Below are 26,117 nucleotides of genomic sequence, written 5' to 3' on the forward strand. Positions count from 1 at the left end.
CGTCAGCCGGCCAAAGCCTTGCCAAGCCGCGGCAGCTTGGCGCGCTTGAGCAGCGCGCGGAGCGGCTGCGGCGCGCCGGACAGCCGCTCCGCCTCCGCCTGAACCGCCGCGACGGCATCGCCGACCGCGCCGGGATCGGTGCGCCAGAGGTCGAGGAGGAAGCTGTCGGGATCCTCGCGTCGCACGCCTTCCTCGGCCAGCACATGGCGCGGAAAGTCGGCAGCGTTGAAGGTGACGATCAGGTCCGCATGGCCCGCGATCGCGGCGGCCAGCACATGGATATCGGCGGGATCCGGCAGCCAGAGCCGCGCCGCGAGCCCGTCATGCGGCGCGACCGAGGCTTTCGGGAAGCCGGCGCGCAGCACAGCGATCTCGCCCCGCGCGATCGTCTCGGCGCCGGGGCCGAGCTTGACGCTCGCCCGCGCCCATTCCTCGAGGATGCGGTCGGACCAGAGCGGCGTGTAGAGCCCGGCCCGCGCGACGCCGATCAGGATCTCGCGCAGCACCGTCGGATAGAGGACGCAAGCGTCGAGGATGACCTTCATCCGTCAAGCCGGAAGAACAGCGCCTTGAGATAGCCGCTCTCGGCCAGTTGCGGCAGCTGCGGATGGTCGGGCCCGGCGAAGCCGGTATGCAAGAGTTGCCCACGTCGCCCACCCCGGCCGATGCCGCGCGCCGAGGCGTTGCGGAACTGCGTCAGATCCGCCGCGTGCGAGCAGGAGCAAAGCACGAGGTACCCGCCCGGCGCCACCAGCGGCGCGGCGAGTCGCGCCACCCGCTCATAGGCGCGAAGCCCGGCCTCGAGCGCCGGTTTCGCGGGCGCGAAAGCCGGCGGATCGCAAACGACGAGATCGAAGCTGGCGCCCTCGGCCTGCAGCGCCTCCATCACCGCGAAGGCGTCGCCCTTGCGCGTCGCGAACCGCGCGCCGAAGCCCGCGGCCTCTGCGCCCGCCCCGGCCAGTTCCAGCGCCGCAGCCGAGGCATCGACCGAGAGCGCGCTCTCCGCCCCGCCCGCGAGGGACGCGAGCGCGAAGCCGCCCACATGTGAAAAGACGTCGAGCATCCGCGCCCCCTTCGCGAGCCGGGCGGCAAAGGCGTGGTTGTCGCGCTGGTCGAAAAAGAGCCCGGTCTTCTGGCCGCCCATCAGGTCGGCCATGTAGACGGCACCGTTCATCGGCACCGGCACCGGCCCGTCGAGCCCGCCCGCGAGCACGGCCGTCTCCTCCGCCAGCCCTTCGAGCCCGCGCGCGCGTCCGGTTCCGTTCTTGATGATCGTGGTGACCCCGGTGACCTCGGCCAGGGCGGCGGCAAGGTCACCGATCATCGCCTCGGCCCAGGCGGCATTGGGCTGGATCACCGCGGCATCGCCGAAGCGGTCGATGATCACGCCCGGCAGTCCGTCGGCCTCGGCATGGACGAGCCGGTAGTAGGGCGCGTCGTAGAGCCGCGCGCGCAGGGCCAGCGCGCGGCCGATGCGGGCGCCAAGCCAGGCGCGGTCGATCACCGCGCCCTCGTCGCGGTCGAGCATCCGGGCAATGATCTTCGATTTCGGGTTGACCGTGACGATGCCGAGCGGCCGCCGCTCGGCATCCTCGAGCCGGGCGATGGAGCCGGGCACGAGGCCCTGCGTGCGCCGGTCGGTCACCAGCTCGTCGGCATAGACCCAGGGAAAGCCGTGGCGGATGGCGCGGGCTTCGGCCTTGGGGCGCAGGCGGACGGTGGGAAGGCTCGGGCTGTCGGTCATCGCGCGGGTCCGGTCAGGAGGGGTTTTCCCTCCTCTAGTCGGAACGCCGCGCGGGGGAAAGGGCGCATCCATTGACGCGCCCGCCCCTTGCCGAGCTTCAGTGGCTCGTGGCGGCGGTCCGGGGCTTCACCATGCGGCGCAGCGCCCGGGCCAGCGCACGGAACGCCTCGGCCATCGCGTCGCCCTGCATCTGGCGGGCGCGGGCCATTATGTTCCGCTGTTCCTCATAGGTCGGCAGTTCGTATTTCAGGGTCTGGGCCATGACGGGCTCCTGCAATCTGGTTCGGCGGCGAGGTAAGCGACGCAGCGGGGAAGCGCCACGGACAGATGCGAAACCCCGCCATGCGACGGGTGCATGGCGGGCGCAGGACGGTTGTTAGCGATAACAGATCATGCTATGGCGCGGCGAGGCGGCTATTGTCCCGCCATTCCGGACGTTCGAGGAACCACCCATGCACCCGCGCCTTGCCGAGATCACCGACCGCATCCAGCGCCGATCGGCCGAGAGCCGCTCCGCCTATCTCGGGCGGCTCCGCCAGGCGGCCGAGGCAGGCCCCGCGCGCGCGCACCTGAGCTGCGGCAACCAGGCTCATGCCTATGCCGCGATGGCCGAGGACAAGGACCGCCTCGCGGCGGGCCGGGCGCCGAACATCGGCGTCGTCACCGCCTATAACGACATGCTGTCGGCGCACCAGCCCTACGAGCGTTACCCCGACCTCATCCGCACCGCCGCCCGCGCTGCCGGTGCGACCGCCCAGGTCGCGGGCGGCGTGCCGGCGATGTGCGACGGCGTCACGCAAGGCCAGGTCGGCATGGAGCTCAGCCTCTTCTCGCGCGACGTGATCGCGCTCGCCGCCGGGGTGGCGATGAGCCACAACTGCTACGACGCGGCACTCTATCTCGGCGTCTGCGACAAGATCGTGCCCGGCCTCGTGATGGCGGCGGCCAGCTTCGGCCATGTGCCCGCGATCTTCGTGCCCGCCGGGCCGATGCCCTCAGGCCTGCCCAATGACGAGAAGTCGAAGATTCGCAACCGCTTCGCCGCGGGCGAGATCGGCCGCGACGAGCTGATGAAGGCCGAGATGGCGGCCTATCACGGACCCGGAACCTGCACCTTCTACGGCACCGCGAACACCAACCAGATGCTGATGGAGTTCATGGGGCTGCACCTGCCCGGCGCGAGCTTCGTCAACCCAAACACGCCCCTGCGCGAGGCGCTCACCACCGCCGCCGTGACCCGTGCGGCCAAGATCACCGCGCTCGGCAACGACTTCCGCCCGGCGGGCGAGATCCTCGACGAACGCGCCTTCGTCAACGGCATTGTCGGGCTTATGGCGACCGGGGGGTCGACGAACCTCGTGATGCACCTGCCGGCGATGGCGCGGGCCGCCGGGGTCTCGCTGGAGCTCGAGGATTTCGCCGCCATATCGGAAATCGTGCCCCTGATGGCCAAGGTCTATCCGAACGGGCTCGCCGACGTGAACCATTTCCACTCCGCGGGCGGACTCGGCTTCCTCATCGGCGAACTCCTAGAGGCCGGGCTACTGCACGAGGACGTCCGTACCGTGGCGGGCGACGGGCTCCGCCGCTATACCGAGGAGCCGGTCCTTACGGACGGCGCGCTCGCCTGGCGCGCCGGACCGACCAGGACCGAGAACGACAGGATCCTGCGTCCGGCCGCCGACCCGTTCCAGCCGACCGGCGGGCTCAGGGAACTCACCGGCAACCTCGGCCGCGCGGTGATCAAGGCTTCGGCCGTCGCGCCGGAATACCAGGTCGTCGAAGCCCCGGCGCGGATCTTCTCCGACCAGGACCAGGTCAAGGCCGCCTTCGCGAGGGGCGAGTTCACCGCCGACACCGTCGTCGTCGTGCGTTTCCAGGGACCGCAGGCCAACGGCATGCCGGAACTGCATTCGCTGACGCCGGTGCTGTCGGTGCTCCTCGGCCGCGGCCTCAGGGTCGCGCTCGTCACCGACGGGCGGATGTCGGGCGCCTCCGGCAAGGTCCCTGCGGCGATCCATGTCAGCCCCGAGGCCGCCGCCGGCGGCCCGCTCGCGCGACTCCGCGACGGCGACGTGATCCGGCTCGACGTCACGACCGGGGAGCTCGCTGTCAGGGGCGTCGACCTCGCCGCCCGCACACCCGAGACCCCGGACCTCTCGGCCAACCGCCACGGCATCGGCCGAGAGCTCTTCGAGACCTTCCGCCGCCACGTCGGCGCCGCCACCGACGGCGCCTCGGCGCTCCTGTGAGCGCGCCCGCTTCTTTATTGCCAAAATACCCCCGCCGGAGGCGTCCGACGCCGCCTCCCGCCGAACCGCAGAAGGATGAGCGATGACCCCCGCCGCGCAATCGGCCAAGGCCGAAGAAATCTGTCGCCTCGCCCCCGTCGTTCCGGTCCTCGTGGTCGAGGATATGACCAGCGCCGCCCCGCTCGCGCGCGCCCTCGTCGCTGGCGGCCTTCCGGCACTCGAGGTGACCCTGCGCACGCCCGCAGCACTCGACGCGATCCGCGCGATGGCCGGGGTCGAGGGCGGCGTCGTCGGCGCGGGCACCCTCATCTCCCCCGCCGATGTCAAGGCCGCCAAGGCCGCGGGCGCCCGGTTCGGCGTCTCGCCGGGCGCGACCGACAGCCTGCTCAGGGCCTGCGAGGATGAGGGCCTGCCGCTCCTGCCCGGTGCCGCGACCGCGACCGAGGTGATGGCGCTTCTCGAACGCGGCTACACGGTGCAGAAGTTCTTCCCCGCCGAAGCCTCCGGCGGCGCCCCGGCGCTCGCCGCGATCGGCGCGCCGATCCCGCAGGTCCGCTTCTGCCCGACGGGCGGCATCGGCCCGGCGAATGTCGGAAACTACCTGAAACTTGCCAATGTGCTCTGCGTCGGCGGCAGCTGGGTCGCGCCGAAGGACCGGGTCGCCGCCGGCGACTGGGCCGCGATCACCGCGCTTGCGCGCGAGGCGGCGGCGCTCAGAGCTTAAAGCCTCCGCTCACCGACCCGGCGCGAAGACCTCGGCCTCGGTGACGATCAGGTCGAGCTGCTGGTCGGTCGGCTCGATCGGCACTTCGCCGATCTCCTGCGCCGCGAAGGCGAAACCGATCGCGGTCACCGACTTACGCGCCCGCAGCTCCTCCAGCGTCCGGTCGTAGAAACCGCCGCCATAGCCGAGCCGGAAGCCGCGCCGGTCGAAGGCCAGAAGCGGCACGATCAGCACGTCGGGCTCGACCCAGTCGCCATTTTCGGGGATGAGGGCACCAAACTCGCCCGCGATCATGGTCGCCTCCAGGCTCCAGCTGCGGAACCTGAGCGGCGTCCCGGCCCCGAGGATCACCGGCACGCCGACCGGCCCCTCATGCGCCGCCATCGCCGGCAGGCAGTCGATCTCGGTGCGCATCGGCATGTAGCCCGCGAGCGCCTTGCCCGCATGCTCCGCCAGCACCGCCTTCAGCCGGGCACAATCCTCCGCCGCCCGCGCCGCGAACGCCACCTTGCGCCGGGCAAAGGCCTCCGCCCGCGCCGCCGCCTTGATTTCAGTCAGGTTCACAGAAGCACCACCGCCGCCAGTCCGAGAAACGCGAAGAACCCAACCACGTCGGTCACCGTCGTCACGAAGGCGCCCGAGGCGAGCGCGGGGTCCACGCCTGCCTTCTCAAGTGCCACGGGCACCAGAATCCCGGCGAGCCCGGCAACGACCAGATTGACCACCATTGCGGCAGCGAGCACCACCCCGATCATCGCGGAGCCGAACCAGAACCAGCCGACCGCGCCCATGACGACGGCGAAGATCACGCCGTTGAAAAGGCCGACGGTGGCCTCGCGGCGGACGACCCGCCACATGTTCGAGCCCGTGAGGTCGCGCGTCGCGATGGCGCGCACCGCGACCGTCAGCGCCTGGGTCCCGGCATTGCCGCCCATCGAGGCGACGATCGGCATCAGCACCGCGAGCGCCACGATCCGCCCGATCACGCCCTCGAACTGGGCGATGACGATCGAGGCGAGGATCGCGGTGACGAGGTTGACGGCCAGCCAGGGCAGGCGCTGCTTCGTCGTCTCGACCACGCTGTCGGAAAGCGAGCCCTCGCCGACGCCGGCGAGGCGCAGGATGTCCTCCTCGTGCTCCTCGTCGAGGACCGCCATCGCGTCGTCTATGGTGATGACGCCGACCAACCGGTCGTCGGCATCCACGACGGGCGCCGAGATCAGGTGGTACTGGTTGAAGGCATAGGCGACATCGCCCTCCTCCTCCAGCACGTCGATGGTGCGGAAACTGTCCTCGGTGATGTCGGTCAGCGGCACTGCCCGCTTCGACGACAGAAGCTTGCCAAGCGTGACGTAACCGGTGGGATGCCAGCGTGGGTCGATCAGGATCACGTGGTAGAACTGATCCGGCAACTCCTTGGCGTTTCGCAGGAAATCGATCGCCTGCCCGACCGTCCAGTCATCCGGCGCGGTCACAACCTCGCGCTGCATGAGGCGGCCGGCGGAATATTCCGGATAGGTGAGCGACTGCTCGACGGCGGCCCGGTCGCTGTCCTCGAGCGCGCCGAGGATGCGCTCCTGCTGCGGCTCCTCGAGGTCCTCGATGAGGTCGACGACGTCGTCGGAATCGAGTTCCCGCACCGCCTCGGTCAGGACCTCGTGCGGCAGCAACTCGATCACTTCCTCGCGGATCGATTCGTCGAGTTCGGAGAGGATCTCGCCGTCGATGCCGCGCGACCAGAGGCCGATCAGCGCGGCCCGGTCGTTGTAACCGATCTGCTCGAAAAGGTCGGCGATGTCGGCCGCGTGCAGCGGCTCCATCAACTCGTCGATGCGCGCGGCATCACCGGCCTCGACGGCATCGAGGATGGCATCGACGACCTCGGGATCGAGGGCGTATTCGTCCTCGTCCCGCTCGACGACCTCTCCCTCGGCTTCCGTCATCCTGCCCCCCGCTCGATTACCGCGACATTATCGGAAGGAGTTTCAAAGAAACAGGGGCAACGGGCGGATTTCCCCGTGCCCCTCATGGCCTTAGACTGCGCAGGCAACGGAATTATGATGGCGAGGCGAGATGGCGGATCTCCTGATCGGACAGGTGCTGCAGTTTACCGGAAACCCGATGACCGACGGCGTCGAGGCGGCGCGGCACTCGGCGCGCGGCGGCGTGCTCATCGAGGCGGGGCACATCGCGGAGGTGGGCGAGGCGGATGACCTTCGCCGCGCCCACCCGCAGGCAAAGGTGACCGATTACGGCAAGGCGCTGATCTCGGCCGGATTCGTCGATGCCCATGTCCATTACCCCCAGACCGCGATGATCGCGAGTTGGGGCAAGCGGCTCATCGACTGGCTGAACTCCTACACCTTTCCGGAAGAGATGAAGTTCGCCGACCCGGCCTACGCCGCCGAGATCGCCGCGCGCTATTTCGACCTGACGCTCTCGAACGGCACCACCACGGTTTGCTCCTACTGCACGATCCATCCCGAAAGCGTCGACGCCTTCTTCACCGAGGCCGAGCGCCGCGGCGTGCGCGCCTTCGCCGGCAAGACCTGCATGGACCGCAACGCGCCCGAGGCGCTCACCGATACGCCGCGGTCGGCCTATGACGACAGCAAGCGGCTGCTGGAGAAATGGCAGGGGCGCGGGCGGCTTTCCTATGTGGTCACGCCCCGCTTCTCGCCGACCTCGACGCCCGAACAGCTCGAGGCGATGGGCGCGCTCTGGAAGGAGCACCCGGACTGCCTCATGCAGACGCATCTTTCCGAGCAGACCGACGAGGTCGCGTGGGTCAAGTCGCTCTTCCCGACGCTGAGGGACTATCTCGATACCTACGAGCAGTTCGGCCTTCTCGGTCCCGGGGCGCTGTTCGGTCATGCGATCTACCTCGAGCCGCGCGAGGTCGACCGGCTGAAGGAGGTCGACGCGAGCCTCATCCACTGCCCGACTTCGAACACCTTCATCGGCTCGGGGCTCTTCGACATGGACGGTCTGTCGCGCTCGGGCCACCGGATCGGCCTTGCCACCGACACCGGCGGCGGGTCGTCCTTCTCGATACTGCGCACGATGGCCGCAGCCTACGAGGTGGCGCAGCTCCGCGGGCGGCCGCTGCATCCCTCCGAACTCTGGTGGCTCGCGACGCAGGGCGCCGCCCGGAGCCTGCGCGCCGACGGCCGGATCGGCAACCTAGCCCCGGGGATGGAGGCCGACATTGCGGTGATCGACCTCGCCTCAACCCCGGCCATCGCCCAACGCTCCGAGCGCGCCAAAGACATCTGGGAAGCGGTTTTCCCGACGATCATGATGGGGGACGACCGGGCGGTGACGGCGGTCTGGGTGGGCGGCCGGCCGCTCTGATCCCGGCCGATCCAGCGGAGACACCTTCGGCGTCACGCTTTCACTGGGGTCGCCCGCGAAACGCGGGCTCCCGTGCCTCCGGCGGGAGTATTTCAGGACAGAAAGTGAGAGCCGCTTCTTCCACTTTCTGTCTGAAAATACTCTCGGGGGCGGGGGCAGACAGCCCCCCGCGTCACGCCATAAGCCGCCGGGCCAGATGGTTCTGGGTCTCGATCACACCGGGAAGGTCCAGGGTCACGATCTGGCCGCCGCGCACCACCGAACGTCCTTCGACGAAAAGATCGCGCACCCGGGTCGGACCGCAGAGGAGAAGGGCGGCGACCAGATCCCAGGCCCCGGCGGCCTCGATCCCGGAGAGGTCCCAGACCGCGATATCGGCGCGCTTGCCGGGTTCGAGCACACCGCAATCCGACCGCCCGAGCACCCGCGCACCGCCCAACGTCGCGATCTCCAGCGCCTCGCGCGCGCTCATCGCGTCCGCCCCGCGCGCCACGCGCTGCAGGAGCATCGCGGTCCGCGCCTCGGCGATCAGGTTCCCGGCGTCGTTCGACGCCGAGCCGTCGACGCCGAGCGCCACCTTGACGCCCGCATCGCGCATCGCCCGCACCGGCGCGATGCCGGAGCCGAGCCGGCAATTCGAACAGGGACAATGGGCGACGCCGGTGCCGGTCCGGGCGAAAAGATCGATCTCCGAACCATCGAGCTTGACGCAGTGAGCATGCCAGACATCGGCGCCGGTCCAGCCGAGGTCCTCGGCATATTGCCCCGGACGGCAGCCGAACTGCGCGAGGCTGTAGGCGATGTCCTCGTCATTCTCGGCCAGATGCGTGTGCAGCATCACGCCCTTGTCGCGGGCCAGGAGTGCCGCCTCGCGCATCAGGTCACGGCTGACCGAGAACGGCGAGCAGGGCGCGAGGCCCACCCGCACCATCGCCCCCTCGGCCGGGTCATGGAAGGCGTCCACAACCCGCTCCATGTCCTTCAGGATCGCCGGCTCCGCCTCGACGAGGCTGTCGGGCGGCAGGCCGCCCGCGCTCGTCCCGATCGACATCGCGCCGCGCGTCGGGTGGAACCGCAGCCCGATCTCGCGCGCCGCGTCGATCGTGTCGTCGAGCCGGGCGCCGTTCGGATAGAGGTAGAGATGGTCGGACGTCATCGTGCAGCCTGAAAGCGCCAGTTCGGCCAGCCCGGTGAGCGCGGAGACGCGCATCTCCTCGGGCCCGAACCGCGCCCAGATCGGGTAGAGTGTCTTCAGCCAGCCGAAGAGGAGCGCGTCCTGCCCGCCCGGAACCGCACGGGTGAGCGTCTGGTAAAGATGGTGATGGGTGTTGACGAGGCCGGGCGTCACCACGCAGCCCTGCGCCTCGACCACGGTGCCGCGGGTCGCGAGGCCCTGACCGACCGCGGCGATCACGCCGCCGCGGATCAGCACGTCGCCCCCTTCGACCTCGGTGCGGCCCGCGTCCATGGTCACGACCCGCGCGGCATTCCTGATGAGTATCTCGGACATGTTCCCTCCTGCCACCCCCTTCGGTGGATCGGGAACGGCTGCGCGACAGAAGGGGGAAGGACTCGGCAGCGGCGGCAGTCTAGAGGGTTCGCCGCCGCGCGACCATGCGGGATTTCCGAAAACTCCTGTTCAAAATCCCGAAAAATCCGCCGAACCTAGCCGTTGAGCACCTCCATCGCCGCGCGATGAATCTCGGGATTGGCTGCGGCCAGCACCCTTCCGCCCTGATGCGCGGGGCGGCCCTCCCAGTCGGTGACGATGCCGCCCGCCGCCTCGATCACCGCGATCGGCGCCTGCACGTCGTAGGCCTGCAGACCCGCCTCGACCACGAGGTCGATCTGGCCGGCGGCGACGAGCGCGTAGGCGTAGCAGTCGATCCCGTAGCGGGTCAGCCGGGTCCGCGCGGAGAGCCGGCGGAAGGCCGCGCCCTCGGCCTCGGTGCCGACCTCGGGAAAGGTGGTGAAAAGGATCGCTTCCGAGAGCGGCCGCGCCGGGCGCGCCCTGAGCGGCCGCATCCCCATCGGGCCGGTCACCTCGGAAATCCCGAACCCGCCGGCGAAGCGTTCTCCGATATAGGGCTGGTCGATCAGGCCGAAGACCGGGCCGGTCGGGTCGGAAAGCGCGATCAGCACCCCCCAGGTCGGGGTGCCGGAGAGATAGCTGCGCGTGCCGTCGATCGGGTCGAGCACCCAGGTCAGGCCCGAGGTTCCGGGTTTCGGCCCGAACTCCTCGCCAAGGATCGCATCGTCCGGACGCCGCTCGGCGAGGATCGCCCGCATCCGCTCCTCCGAGGCGCGGTCGGCGACCGTCACCGGATCGAAGCGGCTGGTTTCCTTGTTGTCGGCAGCCAGCCCATCGGCGCGGAAATGCGCCAGCGTCGCCTCGCGGGCGGCGTCGGCCAGGGCATGGGCGGTGGCCACGAGCGCATCACGCTCGGAATCAGGAAAAGGGTTCATCGGGGGCCTCGCGCATCTTTGCGTCAGCGGTAGCCCCCGGTGCCCCTCCCGGTCAAGCCGCCTCAGGCCGCGTCGGAGAGAACCTTGGCGAGATCGAAGAGCCGCCGCCGCTGCGCCTCGGGGATCGCGTAGTAGGAGCGCACCAGCATCAGCGCCTCCTTGTCGGCGAGGATGTCGCCGTCGATCTCCTCGACGATCGGCGTGCGGGAATCGAGTCCCTCGAAGAAGAAGCTGATCGGCACACTGAGCGCATCCGCGATATCCCACAACCGGGAGGCGGAAATCCGGTTCATGCCGGTTTCGTATTTCTGGATCTGCTGGAACTTGATGCCGACCTTGTCGGCAAGCTGCTGCTGGGTCATGCCAACCATCCAGCGCCGATGCCGGACCCGCTTGCCAACGTGCACATCTACAGGGTGTTTCATATCCGCCTCCACACTACCATGTCATTAAACTAGCAAGTTTCGTGCCATTCATAATAACCTCCCCGAAATTCGATAAGGAATTACCAAAAAGGCGAAGGTCACGCGCAGTCGATGCCGTTCCCTTCAAGAATCCATATTTATCGCACGATGTCATCCTATACGAAAATACAGATCATGTCGCTCGCCTCAGGCGAATTTTGCATTTTGCAATTCATTTCGCAAAGATCGTGCAGGAAACCTTGTTCGTTCTGCAAATGCTACCCTGCGCAATGCCACTGGAAACCGCTCAATCGGAGAGGTAGCCTCCCCTCGATCGAGGGAGGCAAGATGAAAGCGTTCGGTATCGAAACCTTCGGCGGGTCGCCGGAACTGCGCGATCTCCCGCTGCCGGAACCCGGCCCCGGCGAGGTCCGGCTCAGGATCGCGGCCTGCGGCCTGAACTTCGCCGATCTCCTGATGATCGAGGGCAAGTACCAGGAACGGCCCGAGCCCCCCCTGACGCTCGGGATGGAGCCGGCCGGCTGGGTCGACGCGGTCGGGCCCGGCGTGACGGGCCCCGCCCCCGGCACAAGGGTCGCGGTACATGCGCCCTGCGGCGGGCTCGCCGAATACGGCTGCTTCCCGGCTGCGCGCTGCGTGCCCCTGCCCGACGCGATGCCCTTCGACGACGCGGCCGCGTTCCAGGTCGCCTATGGCACGAGCCATGTGGCGCTCGACCACAAGGCGCGACTGCAGCCTGGCGAGACGCTCCTCGTGCTCGGCGCGGCGGGCGGCGTCGGCCTGACGGCGGTGGAGATCGGCAAGCGCATGGGCGCACGCGTAATCGCCTGCGCACGCGGCGCCGACAAGCTCGCCACGGCCGAGGCCGCCGGCGCCGATCACCTCATCGACAGCGAGGCCGGCGACCTGCGCGGCGCGATCAAGGCGCTCGGCGGCGCCGACGTGGTCTATGATCCGGTCGGCGGCGAACAGTTCGACGCCGCCTTCCGCGCCACCAATCCCGACGGCCGCATCCTCGCCATCGGTTTCGCAAGCGGAACCGTGCCGCAGATCAAGGCCAACCACCTCCTCGTCAAGAACCTCTCGGTGATGGGGCTCTACTGGGGCGGCTACCTGAAATTCCGGCCGGAGGTCCTGACGTCGAGCCTCGCCACGCTCTTCGGCTGGTACCAGGAGGGCGGGCTCCGGCCTCACATCTCCTACCGGCTGCCGCTGGCACGGACCGAGGAAGCGCTGACGCTCCTGCGGGCGCGGAAATCGACCGGCAAGGTCGTGGTGCGCGTCTCGGGCGAGGCATAGGCCGCGACGATCTCGCTTTTCAGCCGTTCAGTAACCTCGCCCTTGCTGATCCCGGCGTCGTAAAGGCAGATCTGCATCGTGCCGAGATCGGGCAGAGCGTCATCCACGACCTCGGCCAGCCCGTCGGGGATCAATCCCTGCATCCGCGCGGTGACCGCAAGATCGGCCGCGACCATCGCCTGGATCGTGTCGTTCGAGCGGCCGGTGAAGCCCATTTCCCAGGCGATTCCCGCGCGGTCGAGCGCGGCGAGTACCACGGGACGGAACCGGCAATTCTCCTCGAAGCCAAGCCGGAGCGGCCGGCGTTGCCAGACCTTGCCGCCCGGCGCGCCGACCCAGGCCAGCGGCATTCGGACCAAGCCCTCCCCACCCTCGCCCGGGGCCTCCTCGGTGGTCAGCATCAGGTCGAGTTCGCCCCGCGCGAACTCCTCCTTGAGAAGAGGCGTGAAGCAGGACAGGAGATTGACGCGGGCGCAAGGATAGACGGCATTCAGCCGCTGGAGGACGCCGGGGATCGCCGGATAGACGATGTCATGCGGCACGCCGAGCCGGATCTCGCAGTCGAAACCTGTGTCCGCAAGCCGCGACAGCGCCTCGTCATTCAGTTCCAGCATGCGCCGCGCGTAATGGAGAAGCTGCTCGCCCTCCGGCGTCAGCGTCAGCCGGCGCTGCGCGCGAAGGAAGAGCCCGAGCCCAAGCCCCTCCTCGAGCCGCTTGATCTGCATCGAGACCGCCGATTGCGTGAGATTCAGGAGCCCCGCCGCGCGGGTCACGCCGCCGGCATCGGCAACCGCGACCAGAGCTCGGAGGGCGGTGAGATCGAGATTTCGAGGCATCATCACAATCCGTTATCGTTTCTCATACAATCATTCATTTCATTAATTCATCACACCATGCCATATAAATCAAGCTTCTTGATGAACAGCCACCAACCCATCACGACGAGAAAGGAATACCGATGGAACGCACGATCATTCACCCCTTGGCCTATTCCCGTCCGCGCCGCCACACCGGACTTTTCGACCGCCTGCGCCAGATACGTGAAATCCGCCGCCAGCGCCGGGCACTCTCCGAACTCAGCGGCCATTTGCTGAAGGACATCGGAATAAGCGCCGACGAGGCCCGTCGCGAGTCCGAGCGCCCGGCCTGGGACGTTCCGTCGCACTGGCTTCGTTAACGACACGAAATCGTGGACGGAAAAGCTTGAATTTGAGCGCACGCTTCCCGATATTTCACCGGAAGGGCGCGGCGGCGACGTCGCGCCCAAGGGAAACGCATCTGGAGGCTTAGATGGCTGAATATGAAACGATCCGTGCCGGCCGGGTAGGCGCCCGGACGCTAGCGATCGACGAGGGCCTGCGCGCCCATATGAACAAAGTCTACGGGCTGATGTCGGTCGGCATGCTGCTGACGGCAGCCGCCGCCTGGGCGATTGCCGGCCTTGCGGTGACCACCGACCCGTCGCTCGCCGCTGCACAGATCGGCGCCGACAAGTACCTGACGGGCTTCGGCGCCGCGCTCTACCTCTCGCCGTTGAAATGGGTGGTGATGTTCGCGCCCCTCGCCTTCGTCTTCGGCTTCACCGCGATGCTGAACCGCATGTCGGCCGCGGCCGCGCAGCTCGTGTTCTATAGCTTCGCCGTTGTGATGGGCGTCTCGATCAGCTCGATCTTCCTCGTCTTTACCGGCATGTCGATCGTGCAGACCTTCCTCGTGACCGCGATCGCCTTCGCCGGCCTCTCGCTCTGGGGCTACACGACGAAGAAGGACATCTCGGGCTGGGGTTCGTTCCTGATCATGGGCGTGATCGGCCTGATCGTTGCCTCGATCGTGAATCTCTTCCTCGGCTCGGGCACGGTGCAACTCGCGATCTCGGCGCTCGGCGTGCTGATCTTCGCGGGTCTCACGGCCTATGACACGCAGAACATCAAGAACAACTACATCGCGCACGCCCAGCAAGGCGACGCGGAGTGGCTCGGCAAGTCGGCGATCATGGGGGCTCTGAACCTCTATCTCGACTTCATCAACATGTTCATGTTCCTGCTGCAGTTCCTCGGCAACCGCGAGTGATCTGAGCCGAACCGAAGATCGAAGGGCCGGGGATCTCCCCGGCCCTTTTCATATCTGCGCCCGCATCCGCACCGCCGGGAAGTCGATGCCGGGACGCAGCGCGACGGTCACCTCCTCGAGCCGCTCGAAGCCGACCGCCGCGTAGAACGGCACCGCCGTCCGGGTCGACAGGCAGTCCAGCTCGCGCACACCGCCGGCACGCGCCTCCGCGAAGACCCGCTCCAGGATCGCCCGCGCGATGCCCCGCCGCAGGTGCCGGTGATCCGTCACGAGATGGCGCACATGGCCAAGGCCCGGCCCGGTTTCGCCGGAGCCCGGTGCGGCCCGCGACCAGCCACCGGCCCCGATCACCTGCCCGTCGGGCGCCTCTGCGAGGTAGTAGCGCCCGGAGGCGAGCAAGGCCGGCTGCGCCCGCGCCAGAAGCGGCAACGCGAGGACCAGAGCCGAGGGCGGATAGTCGGGCGCGAGCAGCCGCGGATAGGACCGCGCCAGCAAAGCGTCGACCGCCGCAAGATCGGCCGGCCCTGCCGTTCGGATCGTGAAGCCGTCGGACATGGTACTCCACCAAAAGAAAAGGCCGCGCTGATGCGCGGCCCCTGTCCCTCGTCGATCCGGCAGATCTTACTTGATCTTGCCTTCCTTGTATTCGACATGCTCGCGCTTGACCGGGTCGTACTTCCGCACAACCATCTTTTCGGTCATGGTGCGGGCGTTCTTCTTGGTCACATAGAAGTGCCCGGTGCCCGCCGTCGAGTTCAGACGGATCTTGATCGTCGTCGGCTTCGCCATCGTCGTTCTCCTACAGCCGGACGGTCTGCCGCCCGCGAAATCCTTGGAGCCCGCCTTTTACCCGGGCGTGGGACGGAGTCAACCGCAATCCTGCCCTTGGCCGCGCAATTTCTGCGCCGTCAGCCCTCCGCCAGCCCCATTTCCCGGTGGAGCCGCGCCCGCGTCGTCGGATCGAGCCTGAGCGCCTGGGCGAGCTGGCTGAGATAGATGTGCTCGGCCGGGTTGTCGACCCGGATCGCCATCAGCGAGGTCGCGTAGATCTGCGCCCGCATCGACTCGTCGGTGGCCTGCGCCAGCGCCATCACGTCGGAGGGCCGCTGCAACTCGGCGCGGACGAATGCCACCTCCTCGGCGCTCGCATCGCCGAGATGGTCGAGGATCTTGCGCTGCTCCTCGGCGTCGATCTCGCCGTCGGCCTTGGCGGCCTGGATCATCGCCCGGATCATCAGCCGCGCGTGCTCCTCGGCGATCGCCGAGGCCGGGCTCGCGCCCACCATCGCGCCCATCATCTCGCCCATCGCCTTGCTGCCCGCGGTAGCCGCGCCGGTCATCGAGGCGAGAAGCCCGCCGAGCCCGGCCTCGGCGGCGTCCGTCGCACCGCCGAACTGCTCGTAGAGCTCGCGCACGGCGCGGGCGCCGCCCGGCAGGCCCATCTTCTCGGCGCTCGCGCCGAGCTGGTCGACCATGCCGCCCGGCTCTCCTGCCTCCTTCATCATCTTCTTCACCCCGGCCATGCCGCCCATGTCCTGGTACTTGTCATAGCCCTTGGCGGCAGCGAAACCGGCGGCCAGCGCCGCCAGCGTCTTGACGAAACTCATGATGCTCCTCCCTCTCGGTTCGCGGCCATGATACCGCGAACCGCCTGAATCGCGGCGAAAATCGTCCGTGCGCATGCGCCACCCCTGCCGAGCCGCGCGAAGTGGTCGACGAGGTAGTCGACGATTACCCGGACCTTGGACGGAACGTGGGTCCGATGCAGGAAGACCGCGTGGACCGGCTGCTCGACGGTCACGTGGTCCAGCAGCAGCCGCACAGCCGAAGCCTACCGGCGATCCTCCGACTCTTCCGGACCACCGAGCGGCACGCCCCGGCCTTTGAACCACTCCAGGATGAAATCCAGAAAGACCCGAATTCGCGTCGCCATCAGGTGACGATGCGCGTAAACCGCGTAGACCGATTGCGGCACCGTCTGAAACCCGGGCAGAACGTGGACCAGCCGCCCCGCTGCGATCTCCGGCGCGGCAACGTAGTCGTGCATGAGCGAGAGGCCATGCCCGGCGAGAACCGCCCCAAGCTGGGCACGGAACGCATCAACGCTAAAAGCTTCCGGGAGACGGTATTCGACGGGGCCATCCGGCGTCTGAAGGGTATGAACGTGGCCCCAACTGCCCGTGAAAAGCTTAACGACCGGCCGCCCTTTGAGCTCCTCCAGATCGGTCGGGTAGCCATGCGCGCTCAGGTAACCGGGCGATGCGACGAAGATCAGCCGGTAATCGAGAACCCTTACCGCCTTGAGCGTCGAGTCCGGCAACCCGCCAACGCCTATGCGAAACGCGATATCCACATGCTCCTGAATGAGGTCCACGGTCCGGTTTGAAACGCCGAGTTGAACCTGTACCTCCGGATGCCTGGCCAGAAACCCCGCGATTGCCGGCGGCAGCAGCTCATTGCCGAATGCAACCGACGAGCTGAGCGTGATCTGGCCACTGAGGACACGATGCTGCGCTCGCGTCACTTCTCTCAAGGCATCGATTTCTTCAAGTATCGCCTCGCCCCTTCGGAAGAATACCTGTCCCTCCTCCGTCAACGCGACATGCCTCGTGCTGCGGTTGAAGAGCCGCACGCCGAGGTCGGCTTCAAGCTCGGAGACGATCCGGCTGACCGAGGGCGGCGACAGACCGAGTGCGCGGCCCGCCGCGGCGAAACTGCCGCGATGGGCGATTTCTGCGGCAACCTTCATGGCCATGAGCATGTCCATGCCGCAAGTATTATTCTGGTTTTTGAAATAGTAAATGCCGCACCAAGCGGATTACCGACCCAATCAGGCTCAATTACCATCCCTGCCATCGTCAAGTCAGGAGAACGAAGGATGGAAAGATGTTCGAACATGACCACCGCCATCTCGTCACCGATCACCACTCCGGCCGCGTGCAAGAGCGCCATGCCATCGCCCGGAAAGAGCACATCGAGCGCAGGACGGTACAGTTGCACGCCGAGGCCGCGTACCGTCGCCGGGTGGCGCTCGCCCGGCTCATCGCCCCGCTTGCGGTGCTCTTCCGGGCCGTGCGCGGTCTGCCGATCACGCCTGCCGACCGGCACGGATAGGCCGCATGTCGGACGGACGGGCGGGCCACAAGAAAAGGATGCGCGGACGGCCTGTAAGCCGGATTCTGTCCACCCCGGACCGTGATCCGGGGCTGGATGACCATTCCTCTCGGCGCGCCGTTACCGGCGCGCTCAAGCTGCCAACCCGGGCCTCTCGGGCTGAAGCGTCCCTGCGGTCAGTATCCTTGCGGACTTGCCCCGCGCGAGGCCCCTATTTGGCATTGCTCCCGGTGGGGCTTGCCGTGCCGTCCTTGTTGCCAAGTCCGCGGTGGGCTCTTACCCCACCGTTTCACCTTTTCCCCGGACAGGTCCGGGGTAGTCTGTTCTCTGTGGCGCTTTCCCTCGGGTTTCCCCGGCCGGGCGTTACCCGGCACCGTCGCTTCATGGAGTCCGGACTTTCCTCGAAGGTCGCCCCTCGCGGTCATCCGGCCATCCGCGCACCGTGGAGTTAGGCGTCCGCCGTGCCGCCGTCAACCGGGAAGCGGCGCGCGAGATCGGCGGCGAGCGCCCGGTCTTCCGCATCCTCGGGTCCGCCGGTCCCGGGCCGGAAGCGCAGCCGGAACGCGGCGAGCAGGGTTTCGGGCGCCGCGTCGGGATAACCGGAGGCGCGTGCCGAAGCGACGAAAGCGGTGGCGGGATCGCCACCTGTGCCGGGCCAGACCGAGAGCCCGGCCTGCGCCAGCCGCCGCCAGTCGAACCGCGGCCCCGGATCGCGCTTGCGCTCGGGCGCCATGTCGGAATGGCCGATCACCCGCTCGGGCGGGATCGCCCAGCGCGCCATGATGCCGGCCAGAAGCGCTTCCAGCGCCGCCATCTGCGGCTCGGGGAACGGCGCATCGCCGGGATTGGCAAGTTCGATCCCGATCGAATGCGAGTTGACGTCGGTGATCGCCCCCCAGGCCCCTGCCCCCGCATGCCAGGCCCGCGCCTCCTCGGCCACCAGCGCCTCGACGACGCCGGCCTCGGAGACAAGGTAATGCGCCGAGACCTCGGCGGCCGGGTCGCAAAGCCGCGCCCGCGCCTCGGCGCAGGTCGGCATCGCGGTATAGTGGAGGACGATCAGGCTCGGCCGCGCGCCGCCGCGCCGCTCACCGAAATTGGGCGAGGCGGGCTCCGCCGCCACGCCTCAGCCGCGCACCTTCTGGAACGGGGTCGGATCCCAGAAACAGGCGAAGCCGTCGCCGTCCGGGTCGAGGTTCTTCGAGTCTCGCAGGGGTCCGCCGGCTTTCAGGAACGCCTGCTGCGCGTCTTCGGGCGTCGCGTAGCGGGCGCAGGCGCGCTCGTGATTGGAAAGCGCGACGCCCGAGCGCTTGTAGATCGATTCGCCCAGCCGGTTCGGCGCGCTGATCGCGTATTCGACGATGTTCGGGCCCGATCCACCCTCGCGCTGGGGCAGCTCTGTCGGCTGGATCTGCTCGTATTGCGCGCGGTTCGCGGCCATGCGCTCCTTGTCCGATTCGATGGATTCGCGGGAGGAGACGGCGGAGAAATCCTGTTCGTCAGAGATGCCGGTATTGTTGACCGGCGCGGCGGGCACGACAGCGGCCGGGGCCGTCGCCTGCGGATAGGCGGGCTCAACTGCCTGCGGGACCGTCGACGGATAGGTGGTCTCGGCGTAGGTCGTCTGCGGAAAGGTCGTCTGCGGATAAGTGGTTTCCGGGTAGGCCGTCTGCGGATAGGTCGACTGCGTATTCGCGAGCGCGGCCGCGCCGGTGACGCCCGCCTGCGCGAGTTCCGCCGCGGTCGGCGCGCCGGTCCCGGCAGTCGCCGTCTGCGGATAGGTCGCCATCTGGCCCTGGGCGGCCTCGTCGGGCAACCGACCATAGCCTTGGGCTTGCACCTCGGCCATGCGCCGGCTCTGATAGTCGCTGTAGCTCTCGAACCCGACGCCGCCGGTCTGGCTGGTCGGTCCCGAGCTTTGGCAAGCCGCCACGAACAGCAGCGTCAGGCTAGGCACAATTCTACGCATCGCGAATTCCCAATTACCCTTCGGTGCGCGCCTTACCACCATTTCGACGGCTTGGAAACAAATCCCGCCGCACGCTCCAGCACATAGGCGTGATTCAGCAGATCACCCTCTTCCCACGGCCGGCCGATGAGCTGCAGCCCGAGCGGCAGGCCCTGACGGTCAAGACCTGTCGGAACCGCGACGCCCGGCAGGCCGGCGAGGTTCACGGTGACGGTGAAGACGTCGTTGAGATACATCGCGACCGGATCGGCATCGGCCATCTCACCGAGCCCGAAGGCCGCCGAGGGTGTCGCCGGCGTCAGGATCGCGTCAATGCCATCGGCGAAGACGGTCTCGAAGTCGCGCTTGATCAGCGCGCGCACCTTGCGGGCGCGGTTGTAATAGGCGTCGTAGAAGCCGGCCGAGAGCACATAGGTGCCGATCATCACCCGGCGCTGGACCTCGTGGCCGAAGCCCTCGGCGCGGGTCTTCTCGTACATCTCGGTGATGCCGTCGCCCTGCGCGAGCCTGGCGCGGTGGCCATAGCGCACCCCGTCATAGCGCGCGAGGTTCGACGAGGCCTCGGCCGGCGCCACGACATAATAGGCCGGCAGCGCATATTTCGTATGCGGCAGCGAGATGTCGACGATCTCGGCACCGGCATCGCGAAGCATCTCGGCCCCCTTGTGCCAGAGCGCCTCGATCTCCTCGGGCATACCGTCCATGCGGTATTCGCGCGGGATACCGATCTTCTTGCCGCGGATGTCGCCGGTGAGCATGGCCTCGAAATCCGGCACGGCGAGATCGGCGCTGGTCGAATCCTTGGGGTCATGGCCGCACATCGCCTGCAGCATGATCGCCGCGTCGCGCACGTCCTTGGTCATCGGCCCGGCCTGGTCCAGCGAGGAGGCGAAGGCGACGATGCCCCAGCGCGAGCAGCGGCCATAGGTCGGCTTGATCCCGGTGATGCCGGTGAAGGCGGCCGGCTGGCGGATCGAGCCGCCGGTATCAGTGCCGGTGGCGCCAAGGCAGAGATCGGCCGCGACCGCCGCCGCCGAGCCGCCCGAGGACCCGCCGGGCGTCAGCGCCGTATCGTCGTTGCCGCGTCGCCAGGGGTTGACGGCGTTGCCGTAGCAGGAGGTCTCGTTCGACGAGCCCATCGCGAACTCGTCCATGTTGAGCTTGCCGAGCATCACCGCGCCCGCGTCCGCGAGCTGCTGGCTGACGGTGGATTCGTACTCGGGACGGAAGTTCTTCAGGATGTTCGAGGCCGCCTGCGAGGGCACGCCCCTGGTGCAGAAGAGGTCCTTGATCCCGACCGGTATACCGCACATCGCCGGCGCGTCTCCAGACTTGATCCGCTGGTCCGCCGCCGCCGCACGCTCCCGCGCGATCTCGGGCGTCTTGTGGACAAAGGCGTTGAGCGCCCCGGCCCCCTCGATCGCCGCGAGGCAGGCCTCGGTCAGCTCGGCCGAGGTCACCTCGCCCTTGCGCAGCGCATCTCGCGCGGCCGCGATGGTCAGTCTGTTCAGTTCGCTCATTCCACCACCTTCGGCACTGCGAAGAAACCCTCGCGCGCGTCGGGCGCGTTCGAGAGGATCTTTTCGGGCATGTTCCCGTCCGTCACCACGTCCTTGCGGCGCTTGAGCCGCATCGGCGTGACCGAGGTCATCGGCTCGACGCCCTCGACATCGACCTCGTTGAGCTGCTCCATGAAAGCGAGAACGGCGGAGAGCTCCCCCGCCAGCGCCGGCAGGTCCTCTTCCTTCACGGCGATGCGCGCCAGATGCGCGACCTTGCGGGCGGTATCGGTGTCGATCGACATGGGTGCCCCCTTGAAAAACGTCCCGCACCGTTTAGCCGCGCCGCGCCGGGGCCGCAAGCCGGACCGGGCATTGCGGGAGGCCGCGCACGCCCCTATTGTCCGCCCGCCAGCGAAAGGTACGACATGGACGCCTCCTCCGCCCACCAGGACAGCCTGCCCCTCAGCTCCGACGCGCTGCTCGCCGAGCTTGACGCCTGGGGTCTGCCCTACCGGCTCTACACCCATGCCCCGCTCCGGACGGTCGAGGATTCCAAGGCCGCGGAACATCTCTTCGTCGAGCCGGGCGAGAAGGCGCTCCGGATCAAGAACCTCTATCTCCGCGACAAGAAGAAGAAGAACCACCTCGTGACGCTGGAGCAGAGCCGCGAGATCGACCTCAAGGCGCTCGGCGCCGCGCTCGGCGCGGGCAACCTCTCCTTCGGCTCCGAGGAACGGCTCTTCGAGCATCTCGGCATCCGGCCGGGCGCGGTCAGCCCGCTCGCGATGGTCAACGGGGTGAAGTCCGGCGTGAGCTTCCACCTCGATCCCGCCGCGCGCGAGGCCGAGGTGATCTACATGCACCCGCTCGTCAACGATCGCACCGTCGCCATGGCCCGCGACGACCTCTTCGCCTTCCTCGAGCGGATCGGCTGCGCCGTGAACTGGTTGGCGTGACCGCCGGCCGGAAGCCTCGAATTTTCGCCGAAAGTTCGCCCCCGGCCCGGCCGCCGCGTCGGACGGAACGGTTGTGCCGCCACCACCGACGCTCTAGCCTGCCCGAGCGCGCCAGCACAAGGGAGGGTTCCATGCAGATCACCTGGCTCGGCCATTCCGGATTTCGCATCGAGATCGAAGGAGCGGTGCTGCTCGTCGACCCCTGGGTCACCGGCAATCCGTCATTCCCCGAGAAGCGCCGCGCCGAAGCGGTCGCGGGCGCGACCCATATCCTCCTGACCCACGGCCACGGCGACCATGCCTCCAATGCCGTCGCGATTGCAAAGGAGGCCGGCATCCCCATCGCCTGCATCCATGAACTCTCGGTCGTGTTCGGCGCCGAGGGGGTCGAGGCGGTCGGCTTCGGCAAGGGCGGCACGGTGGATCTAAGCGGGGCGAAGGTGACGATGGTCAACGCGTGTCATTCTTCGAGCATCGACTTCGCCGGCGGCCTGCCCCAGCCCGCGGGCTCGGAGGCCGGCTTCATGATCGCGGGTGAAGGCCATGTGATCTACGTCTCGGGCGATACCGACGTGATGGCGGACATGGGCTGGATGGGGGAATATCACAAGCCCGACATCGGCATCCTCTGCGCCGGCGGCCACTACACGATGGACATGAAGGCCGCTGCCTGGGCTGCGAAGAAATTCTTCGCCTTCAAGACCGTTATTCCCTGCCATTACAAGACCTTTCCCATCCTTGCTCAATCGGCGGACGAACTGAAGGCCGGGCTTTCCGGGGTCGAGGTGATCGAGCCCGAAGTGCTGGTCCCGATCACGCTCTGACCCCGCGCAAGAGGCCGGGCGCGGCACCCCGCGCCCGGCCCTTCAGGGCAGGAACTTCCAGTATTCCGGGTTCTTGCCCAGGGGGTCGAGCCCGATGTCCCGGCGGAGCCAGCCAGACAGATCGTCCGCGGAGCGCCGCCGCGACGGCCTGAGCCGCGCCGCGAGCACGCGCAGGAGCGCCGCCGCGACGCGGGCCGGACCGTGCCGGGAGATCAGATCCTCCAGCGCAGCGGCGGGAGGGCGAGGGTCGAGATGCAGTTCGACGTTCATTTGTTCACACGACCGGCCGCCCTTGGCCGCCGGTTCCTCAATGGTTGGGTTTGAATGCGAATCCGCTCGGCGGGGTGCAGTCGTCCCGCGAACGGGACCACTCGGGCGCGTCAGGATTGGTGGAAACGGCCGGGCGGGCGCCCGGCGGCGAGGACGTCAGCAGTGGCCGGGATAGGCCGGGTACCACGTTGCTGCGGTCTCAAGGGTCCACGCACCTCGACGGAGCATCGCATGATCATGGAAAGTCATCCTACGCCTCCTTCTTCTGGTGTCTGGACGCGCGCAAGATACACCGATTCCGGCGGATACAAAGCTCGGAATTGTACCCTTCCCCGAAGGCGATTGTATGTGTCCCGCCCGACACGGCCGGCCGTCACGCGGCCGCCGCTCCCCGTTCCAGCCAGCGCACATCCGCCTCCGGCAAGAGCTCGCGGATGCACCGGTCGTAGCGGGCAACCTCTTCGGCGGTGAGGTATTTCTCCCACTTGTTGCTGGTCCCGCTGGCGAAGAAGCTCGCCGCGTTGTCGAGGACCGAGTTCTCCTCCTGCACCGCCTCCCGCGCATTGGCCTTCATGGTCTCGAACCGCGCGCCTGCAACGATCTCGTCGATGAGGCGTTCGGGATGGTCGTAGCCGAGGATCCGCTGGATGCGCTCGACCTGCCCCTTCAGGTCGCGCGTGAGATCGGCATAGTGCAGCAGGTGCAGGTTCGGCAGATGCGCCCAGCGCCGGAACGAGGCGTAGTGGTAAGTGATGGAATCGAGCGTCATGTCGTCGTTGCCGCCGTCCTTCGAGCGGTCTTCCAGATACATCCGGAATCCCTCGGAAATATCGTCGGGGAAGCGGTCGTTCATCAGGTCGACGTTCATCGACAAGGCAAAGCGGCGCATCGAGAAATGTACGTCGAGCGGGTGGCGGTAGACCGCGAAATAGGTGCAATCGGGATCGTAGGTGATCCCGTCGAGCGGCGTGTGCGACTTGATGCAGCGCCGGTGGGTCTGGGCGGCAAGCACCGCGGCACGGGCATCGACATCGCGAAAGCCGCAATCGACCCAGAGCGAGATCTGGTCGACCAGCTTGTCCATGCCCGGCCGGCCGTGGATCAGCATCAGCACGATCGCCTGCACCCAGGTCGTGCCGCATTTCGGCGGCGTCACCACGAGCGCATCTCCGGGCCTGAGCGCGAACCGGTCCCAGATCGTCGAATCGGTGATCCGGCCCCGGTAGATCCTGGAGCGTTCCGGCAAGGCTTCGGTCATGATCCCCTCCCCGCTTCCCGAAAGGCTAGACCGATCGCGCGCCTCGACCAAGACCTTGTCAGCCGCGCCGCCCGGCGAAGAATTCCTGCAAAAGCCGCGCCGCCGGTTCCGCGCCGATCCCGTCATAGACCTCCGGGACATGGTGGCACTGTGGATGGGCGTAGACCCGCGCGCCGTGGGCGACGCCGCCGGACTTCGGATCCTCCGCGCCGTAGTAGAGCCGGCCGATCCGGGCGAACGAGATCGCCGCCGCACACATCGGGCAGGGTTCGAGCGTGACATAGAGGTCGTGCCCCGGCAGCCGCTCCGACCCGGCGGCGGCGCAGGCGGCGCGGAGCGCCAGCATCTCGGCATGGGCGGTCGGATCGTTCAGCTCGCGGGTGCGGTTTCCGGCCGCGGCCACGATCCGTCCATCGGGCGCGACGATAACCGCGCCGACCGGCACCTCGCCGCGCGCCGCCGCTTCCCGCGCCTCGGCGAGCGCGGCCTCCATATGGCTGCGAAATCCGCTCATGGCCCCCGTGATGCCCTGCCCCGGCGGCGCACGCAAGCGCTTCCCCCGGGGCGCGAATGGGTTTAGAGGGGGCGCTTCAGACCAGATTGAGGGCTCCCGCGCCATGACCGACGACACCGCACAGGGCGAACGTATCGCCAAGGTAATGGCCCGCGCGGGTGTGGCCTCGCGCCGCGATGCCGAGAAGATGATCCTCGACGGCCGGGTGACGGTAAACGGCAAGCCGGTGAAGAGCCCCGCGCTCGACGTCCTGCCCTCCGACAAGGTGACGCTCGACGGCAAGCCGATCGACGAACCGCAGCCGGCGCGGCTCTGGCTCTACTACAAGCCCGTCGGCCTCGTGACCTCGGCCAAGGACGAGAAGGGCCGCCAGACGGTCTTCGATACGATGCCCGAGGGGATGCCGCGGGTGATGAGCGTCGGCCGGCTCGACCTCAATTCCGAGGGGCTCCTCCTCCTGACCAACGACGGCGAGCTGAAACGGCAGCTGGAACTGCCCTCCACCGGCTGGCTCAGGAAATACCGGGTGCGGGTGAACGGCCGCCCGAACGAGGCGACCTTCGATCCGCTGCGCCGGGGCGTGACCATCGACGGCGAGGACTTCCTGCCGATGGACATCACGCTCGACAAGCAGCAGGGCGCGAATGCCTGGCTGACGGTGGGCCTGCGCGAGGGCAAGAACCGCGAGATCCGCCGCGCGATGACCGAGGTCGGGCTGACCGTGAACCGGCTGATCCGGGTCAGCTACGGCCCGTTCCGGCTGAACAAGATGAAGCTCGGCGATGTCGTCGAGGTGAAGAGCCGTGTGCTCCGCGATCAACTCGGCGGTCTCGCGGACGGCGGCGATGGCGCTTCGGAAGCGGGGCGTGACGGCGGCGAACGGCGCGGCCCGAAGCGCCCGGCGGCTGGGGCGGACCGCCCCCGCAAACCACGCAGCGGCGGAGACCGACCCGAGCGCTCCGGCGACCGCCCGTTCAAGCCCCGCGCACCCCGTGGCGAGAGCGACCGGCCCGAACGCTCCGGCGACCGCCCCTACAAGCCCCGCACCCCGCGCGGCGAGGGCGACCAGCCCGAACGCTCCGGCGACCGCCCCTACAAGCCCCGCACCCCACGCGGCGAGGGCGACCGGCCCGAGCGCTCCGGCGACCGTCCCTACAAGCCCCGCGCCCCGCGCGGCGAGGGCGAGCGGCCCGAGCGCTCCGGCGACCGCCCCTACAAGCCCCGCGCACCCCGTGGCGAGGGCGACCGGCCCGATCGCTCCGGCGACCGCCCCTACAAGCCCCGCACCCCGCGCGGCGAGGGCGACCAGCCCGAACGCTCCGGCGACCGCCCCTACAAGCCCCGCACCCCACGCGGCGAGGGCGACCGGCCCGAGC

The 26,117-nt window shown here is 68.2% G+C and carries 31 protein-coding genes and 1 other RNA gene; 10 read left to right on the plus strand and 22 right to left on the minus strand.

Annotation, left to right across the window (positions count from 1 at the left end):
* Positions 1–2: 2 nt before the first annotated feature.
* The 3 genes from OEZ60_RS12205 to OEZ60_RS12215 form a co-directional block, all read right to left on the minus strand.
* Complete coding sequence (locus OEZ60_RS12205; RefSeq protein ID WP_263336493.1) at positions 3–545, minus strand: RSP_2648 family PIN domain-containing protein; 543 nt, start codon at positions 543–545, stop codon at positions 3–5.
* Complete coding sequence (locus OEZ60_RS12210; RefSeq protein WP_263336496.1) at positions 542–1,744, minus strand: RSP_2647 family RNA methyltransferase; 1,203 nt, start codon at positions 1,742–1,744, stop codon at positions 542–544. Before OEZ60_RS12210 ends, OEZ60_RS12205 begins: the two co-directional genes overlap by 4 nt.
* A 97-nt stretch (positions 1,745–1,841) precedes the next feature.
* Positions 1,842–2,006 carry an RSP_7527 family protein gene (locus OEZ60_RS12215; protein ID WP_263336499.1) on the minus strand — a complete coding sequence of 55 codons (165 nt, stop codon included), beginning with the start codon at positions 2,004–2,006 and terminating at the stop codon, positions 1,842–1,844.
* Positions 2,007–2,196: 190 nt separating this feature from the next.
* Between OEZ60_RS12215 and edd the strand changes: the two genes are divergently transcribed.
* Both edd and eda read left to right on the plus strand, forming a co-directional pair.
* Positions 2,197–3,996, plus strand: a complete 1,800-nt coding sequence (edd, locus tag OEZ60_RS12220; protein WP_263336501.1) for a phosphogluconate dehydratase — start codon at positions 2,197–2,199, stop codon at positions 3,994–3,996.
* 82 nt (positions 3,997–4,078) lie between these two features.
* Entirely contained in the window at positions 4,079–4,720 is a 642-nt protein-coding gene (gene eda, locus OEZ60_RS12225) for a bifunctional 4-hydroxy-2-oxoglutarate aldolase/2-dehydro-3-deoxy-phosphogluconate aldolase (protein ID WP_263336504.1), read from the plus strand.
* Between the two features lie 9 nt (positions 4,721–4,729).
* Here eda and OEZ60_RS12230 read toward each other — a convergent pair whose 3' ends face one another.
* Together OEZ60_RS12230 and mgtE are read right to left on the minus strand one after the other, a co-directional pair.
* The gene (locus tag OEZ60_RS12230) at positions 4,730–5,284 is read right to left on the minus strand and encodes a 5-formyltetrahydrofolate cyclo-ligase (protein WP_263336507.1); all 555 of its coding nucleotides are present in this window, start codon (positions 5,282–5,284) and stop codon (positions 4,730–4,732) included.
* On the minus strand, positions 5,281–6,663 hold the full coding sequence (mgtE, locus tag OEZ60_RS12235; RefSeq protein ID WP_263336510.1) for a magnesium transporter: 1,383 nt from the start codon (positions 6,661–6,663) through the stop codon (positions 5,281–5,283). The genes OEZ60_RS12230 and mgtE overlap by 4 nt, the downstream gene beginning before the upstream one ends.
* A gap of 130 nt (positions 6,664–6,793) precedes the next feature.
* On the opposite strand from mgtE, the gene guaD reads away from it, so the two are divergent.
* The gene (guaD, locus tag OEZ60_RS12240) at positions 6,794–8,074 is read left to right on the plus strand and encodes a guanine deaminase (RefSeq protein WP_263336513.1); all 1,281 of its coding nucleotides are present in this window, start codon (positions 6,794–6,796) and stop codon (positions 8,072–8,074) included.
* 172 nt (positions 8,075–8,246) lie between these two features.
* Here the strand turns inward: guaD and OEZ60_RS12245 are convergent, their stop codons facing one another.
* The 3 genes from OEZ60_RS12245 to OEZ60_RS12255 form a co-directional block, all read right to left on the minus strand.
* Positions 8,247–9,584 (minus strand): 8-oxoguanine deaminase, encoded by a 1,338-nt coding sequence (locus OEZ60_RS12245; RefSeq protein ID WP_263336515.1) that lies wholly within the window; start codon positions 9,582–9,584, stop codon positions 8,247–8,249.
* A 155-nt stretch (positions 9,585–9,739) separates the two neighbouring features.
* Positions 9,740–10,540 (minus strand): histidinol-phosphatase, encoded by an 801-nt coding sequence (gene hisN, locus OEZ60_RS12250; protein ID WP_263336518.1) that lies wholly within the window; start codon positions 10,538–10,540, stop codon positions 9,740–9,742.
* A gap of 62 nt (positions 10,541–10,602) precedes the next feature.
* Positions 10,603–10,965 carry a helix-turn-helix domain-containing protein gene (locus tag OEZ60_RS12255; protein ID WP_263336521.1) on the minus strand — a complete coding sequence of 121 codons (363 nt, stop codon included), beginning with the start codon at positions 10,963–10,965 and terminating at the stop codon, positions 10,603–10,605.
* Positions 10,966–11,292: 327 nt separating this feature from the next.
* On the opposite strand from OEZ60_RS12255, the gene OEZ60_RS12260 reads away from it, so the two are divergent.
* Positions 11,293–12,264 (plus strand): NADPH:quinone oxidoreductase family protein, encoded by a 972-nt coding sequence (locus OEZ60_RS12260; protein WP_263336523.1) that lies wholly within the window; start codon positions 11,293–11,295, stop codon positions 12,262–12,264.
* Here OEZ60_RS12260 and OEZ60_RS12265 read toward each other — a convergent pair.
* Positions 12,165–13,103 carry a LysR family transcriptional regulator gene (locus OEZ60_RS12265; protein ID WP_411709802.1) on the minus strand — a complete coding sequence of 313 codons (939 nt, stop codon included), beginning with the start codon at positions 13,101–13,103 and terminating at the stop codon, positions 12,165–12,167. The two genes, OEZ60_RS12260 and OEZ60_RS12265, sit on opposite strands and share 100 nt — an antisense overlap.
* A gap of 119 nt (positions 13,104–13,222) precedes the next feature.
* On the opposite strand from OEZ60_RS12265, the gene OEZ60_RS12270 reads away from it, so the two are divergent.
* Positions 13,223–13,441 (plus strand): DUF1127 domain-containing protein, encoded by a 219-nt coding sequence (locus OEZ60_RS12270; RefSeq protein WP_263336524.1) that lies wholly within the window; start codon positions 13,223–13,225, stop codon positions 13,439–13,441.
* A 113-nt stretch (positions 13,442–13,554) separates the two neighbouring features.
* Positions 13,555–14,334, plus strand: coding sequence for a Bax inhibitor-1/YccA family protein (locus OEZ60_RS12275; protein ID WP_263336527.1), 780 nt, complete (start codon positions 13,555–13,557; stop codon positions 14,332–14,334).
* A gap of 48 nt (positions 14,335–14,382) precedes the next feature.
* Here OEZ60_RS12275 and OEZ60_RS12280 read toward each other — a convergent pair whose 3' ends face one another.
* The 5 genes from OEZ60_RS12280 to OEZ60_RS12300 form a co-directional block, all read right to left on the minus strand.
* On the minus strand, positions 14,383–14,889 hold the full coding sequence (locus OEZ60_RS12280; protein WP_263336529.1) for a GNAT family N-acetyltransferase: 507 nt from the start codon (positions 14,887–14,889) through the stop codon (positions 14,383–14,385).
* A 66-nt stretch (positions 14,890–14,955) separates the two neighbouring features.
* A complete protein-coding gene (rpmG, locus tag OEZ60_RS12285; RefSeq protein ID WP_017928995.1) occupies positions 14,956–15,123 on the minus strand; it encodes a 50S ribosomal protein L33 in 168 nt (55 codons plus the stop codon).
* Positions 15,124–15,242: 119 nt separating this feature from the next.
* A complete protein-coding gene (locus OEZ60_RS12290) occupies positions 15,243–15,941 on the minus strand; it encodes a tellurite resistance TerB family protein (protein ID WP_263336540.1) in 699 nt (232 codons plus the stop codon).
* A complete protein-coding gene (locus tag OEZ60_RS12295; protein WP_263336541.1) occupies positions 15,938–16,156 on the minus strand; it encodes a hypothetical protein in 219 nt (72 codons plus the stop codon). The genes OEZ60_RS12290 and OEZ60_RS12295 overlap by 4 nt, the downstream gene beginning before the upstream one ends.
* A 9-nt stretch (positions 16,157–16,165) precedes the next feature.
* Entirely contained in the window at positions 16,166–17,101 is a 936-nt protein-coding gene (locus OEZ60_RS12300) for a LysR family transcriptional regulator (protein ID WP_263336543.1), read from the minus strand.
* Between the two features lie 119 nt (positions 17,102–17,220).
* On the opposite strand from OEZ60_RS12300, the gene OEZ60_RS12305 reads away from it, so the two are divergent.
* Positions 17,221–17,448 carry a hypothetical protein gene (locus OEZ60_RS12305; protein WP_263336545.1) on the plus strand — a complete coding sequence of 76 codons (228 nt, stop codon included), beginning with the start codon at positions 17,221–17,223 and terminating at the stop codon, positions 17,446–17,448.
* Positions 17,449–17,486: 38 nt separating this feature from the next.
* Here OEZ60_RS12305 and rnpB read toward each other — a convergent pair.
* The 5 genes from rnpB to gatC form a co-directional block, all read right to left on the minus strand.
* An RNA gene (gene rnpB / locus OEZ60_RS12310) (RNase P RNA component class A) lies at positions 17,487–17,885 on the minus strand.
* A gap of 11 nt (positions 17,886–17,896) precedes the next feature.
* Positions 17,897–18,571, minus strand: coding sequence for an N-acetylmuramoyl-L-alanine amidase (locus OEZ60_RS12315; protein WP_263336547.1), 675 nt, complete (start codon positions 18,569–18,571; stop codon positions 17,897–17,899).
* A gap of 3 nt (positions 18,572–18,574) precedes the next feature.
* A complete protein-coding gene (locus tag OEZ60_RS12320; RefSeq protein ID WP_263336550.1) occupies positions 18,575–19,405 on the minus strand; it encodes a hypothetical protein in 831 nt (276 codons plus the stop codon).
* A gap of 44 nt (positions 19,406–19,449) precedes the next feature.
* A complete protein-coding gene (gene gatA, locus OEZ60_RS12325) occupies positions 19,450–20,937 on the minus strand; it encodes an Asp-tRNA(Asn)/Glu-tRNA(Gln) amidotransferase subunit GatA (protein ID WP_263336552.1) in 1,488 nt (495 codons plus the stop codon).
* On the minus strand, positions 20,934–21,221 hold the full coding sequence (gene gatC / locus OEZ60_RS12330) for an Asp-tRNA(Asn)/Glu-tRNA(Gln) amidotransferase subunit GatC (RefSeq protein WP_263336555.1): 288 nt from the start codon (positions 21,219–21,221) through the stop codon (positions 20,934–20,936). The genes gatA and gatC overlap by 4 nt, the downstream gene beginning before the upstream one ends.
* 123 nt (positions 21,222–21,344) lie before the next feature.
* Here gatC and OEZ60_RS12335 point away from each other — a divergent pair, with 123 nt between their 5' ends.
* Together OEZ60_RS12335 and OEZ60_RS12340 are read left to right on the plus strand one after the other, a co-directional pair.
* Positions 21,345–21,875: a prolyl-tRNA synthetase associated domain-containing protein gene (locus OEZ60_RS12335; protein ID WP_263336557.1), complete on the plus strand. Its 531-nt coding sequence runs from the start codon at positions 21,345–21,347 to the stop codon at positions 21,873–21,875.
* Between the two features lie 131 nt (positions 21,876–22,006).
* The gene (locus tag OEZ60_RS12340; RefSeq protein WP_263336559.1) at positions 22,007–22,699 is read left to right on the plus strand and encodes a metal-dependent hydrolase; all 693 of its coding nucleotides are present in this window, start codon (positions 22,007–22,009) and stop codon (positions 22,697–22,699) included.
* Positions 22,700–22,741: 42 nt separating this feature from the next.
* Here OEZ60_RS12340 and OEZ60_RS12345 read toward each other — a convergent pair whose 3' ends face one another.
* The 3 genes from OEZ60_RS12345 to OEZ60_RS12355 all read right to left on the minus strand — a co-directional run bounded on the left by OEZ60_RS12345 (position 22,742) and on the right by OEZ60_RS12355 (position 24,741).
* Entirely contained in the window at positions 22,742–22,969 is a 228-nt protein-coding gene (locus OEZ60_RS12345) for a hypothetical protein (RefSeq protein ID WP_263336561.1), read from the minus strand.
* A gap of 373 nt (positions 22,970–23,342) precedes the next feature.
* The gene (locus OEZ60_RS12350; RefSeq protein ID WP_263336563.1) at positions 23,343–24,227 is read right to left on the minus strand and encodes a sulfotransferase domain-containing protein; all 885 of its coding nucleotides are present in this window, start codon (positions 24,225–24,227) and stop codon (positions 23,343–23,345) included.
* Between the two features lie 58 nt (positions 24,228–24,285).
* Complete coding sequence (locus tag OEZ60_RS12355; protein WP_263336565.1) at positions 24,286–24,741, minus strand: nucleoside deaminase; 456 nt, start codon at positions 24,739–24,741, stop codon at positions 24,286–24,288.
* A gap of 103 nt (positions 24,742–24,844) precedes the next feature.
* Between OEZ60_RS12355 and OEZ60_RS12360 the strand changes: the two genes are divergently transcribed.
* Positions 24,845–26,117 (plus strand): pseudouridine synthase (locus OEZ60_RS12360; protein WP_263336567.1); only part of this gene is annotated, 1,273 nt, incomplete at its 3' end.

It is taken from the genome of Albidovulum salinarum, assembly GCF_025673475.1.
Classification (GTDB): Bacteria; Pseudomonadota; Alphaproteobacteria; order Rhodobacterales; family Rhodobacteraceae; genus Albidovulum; species Albidovulum salinarum.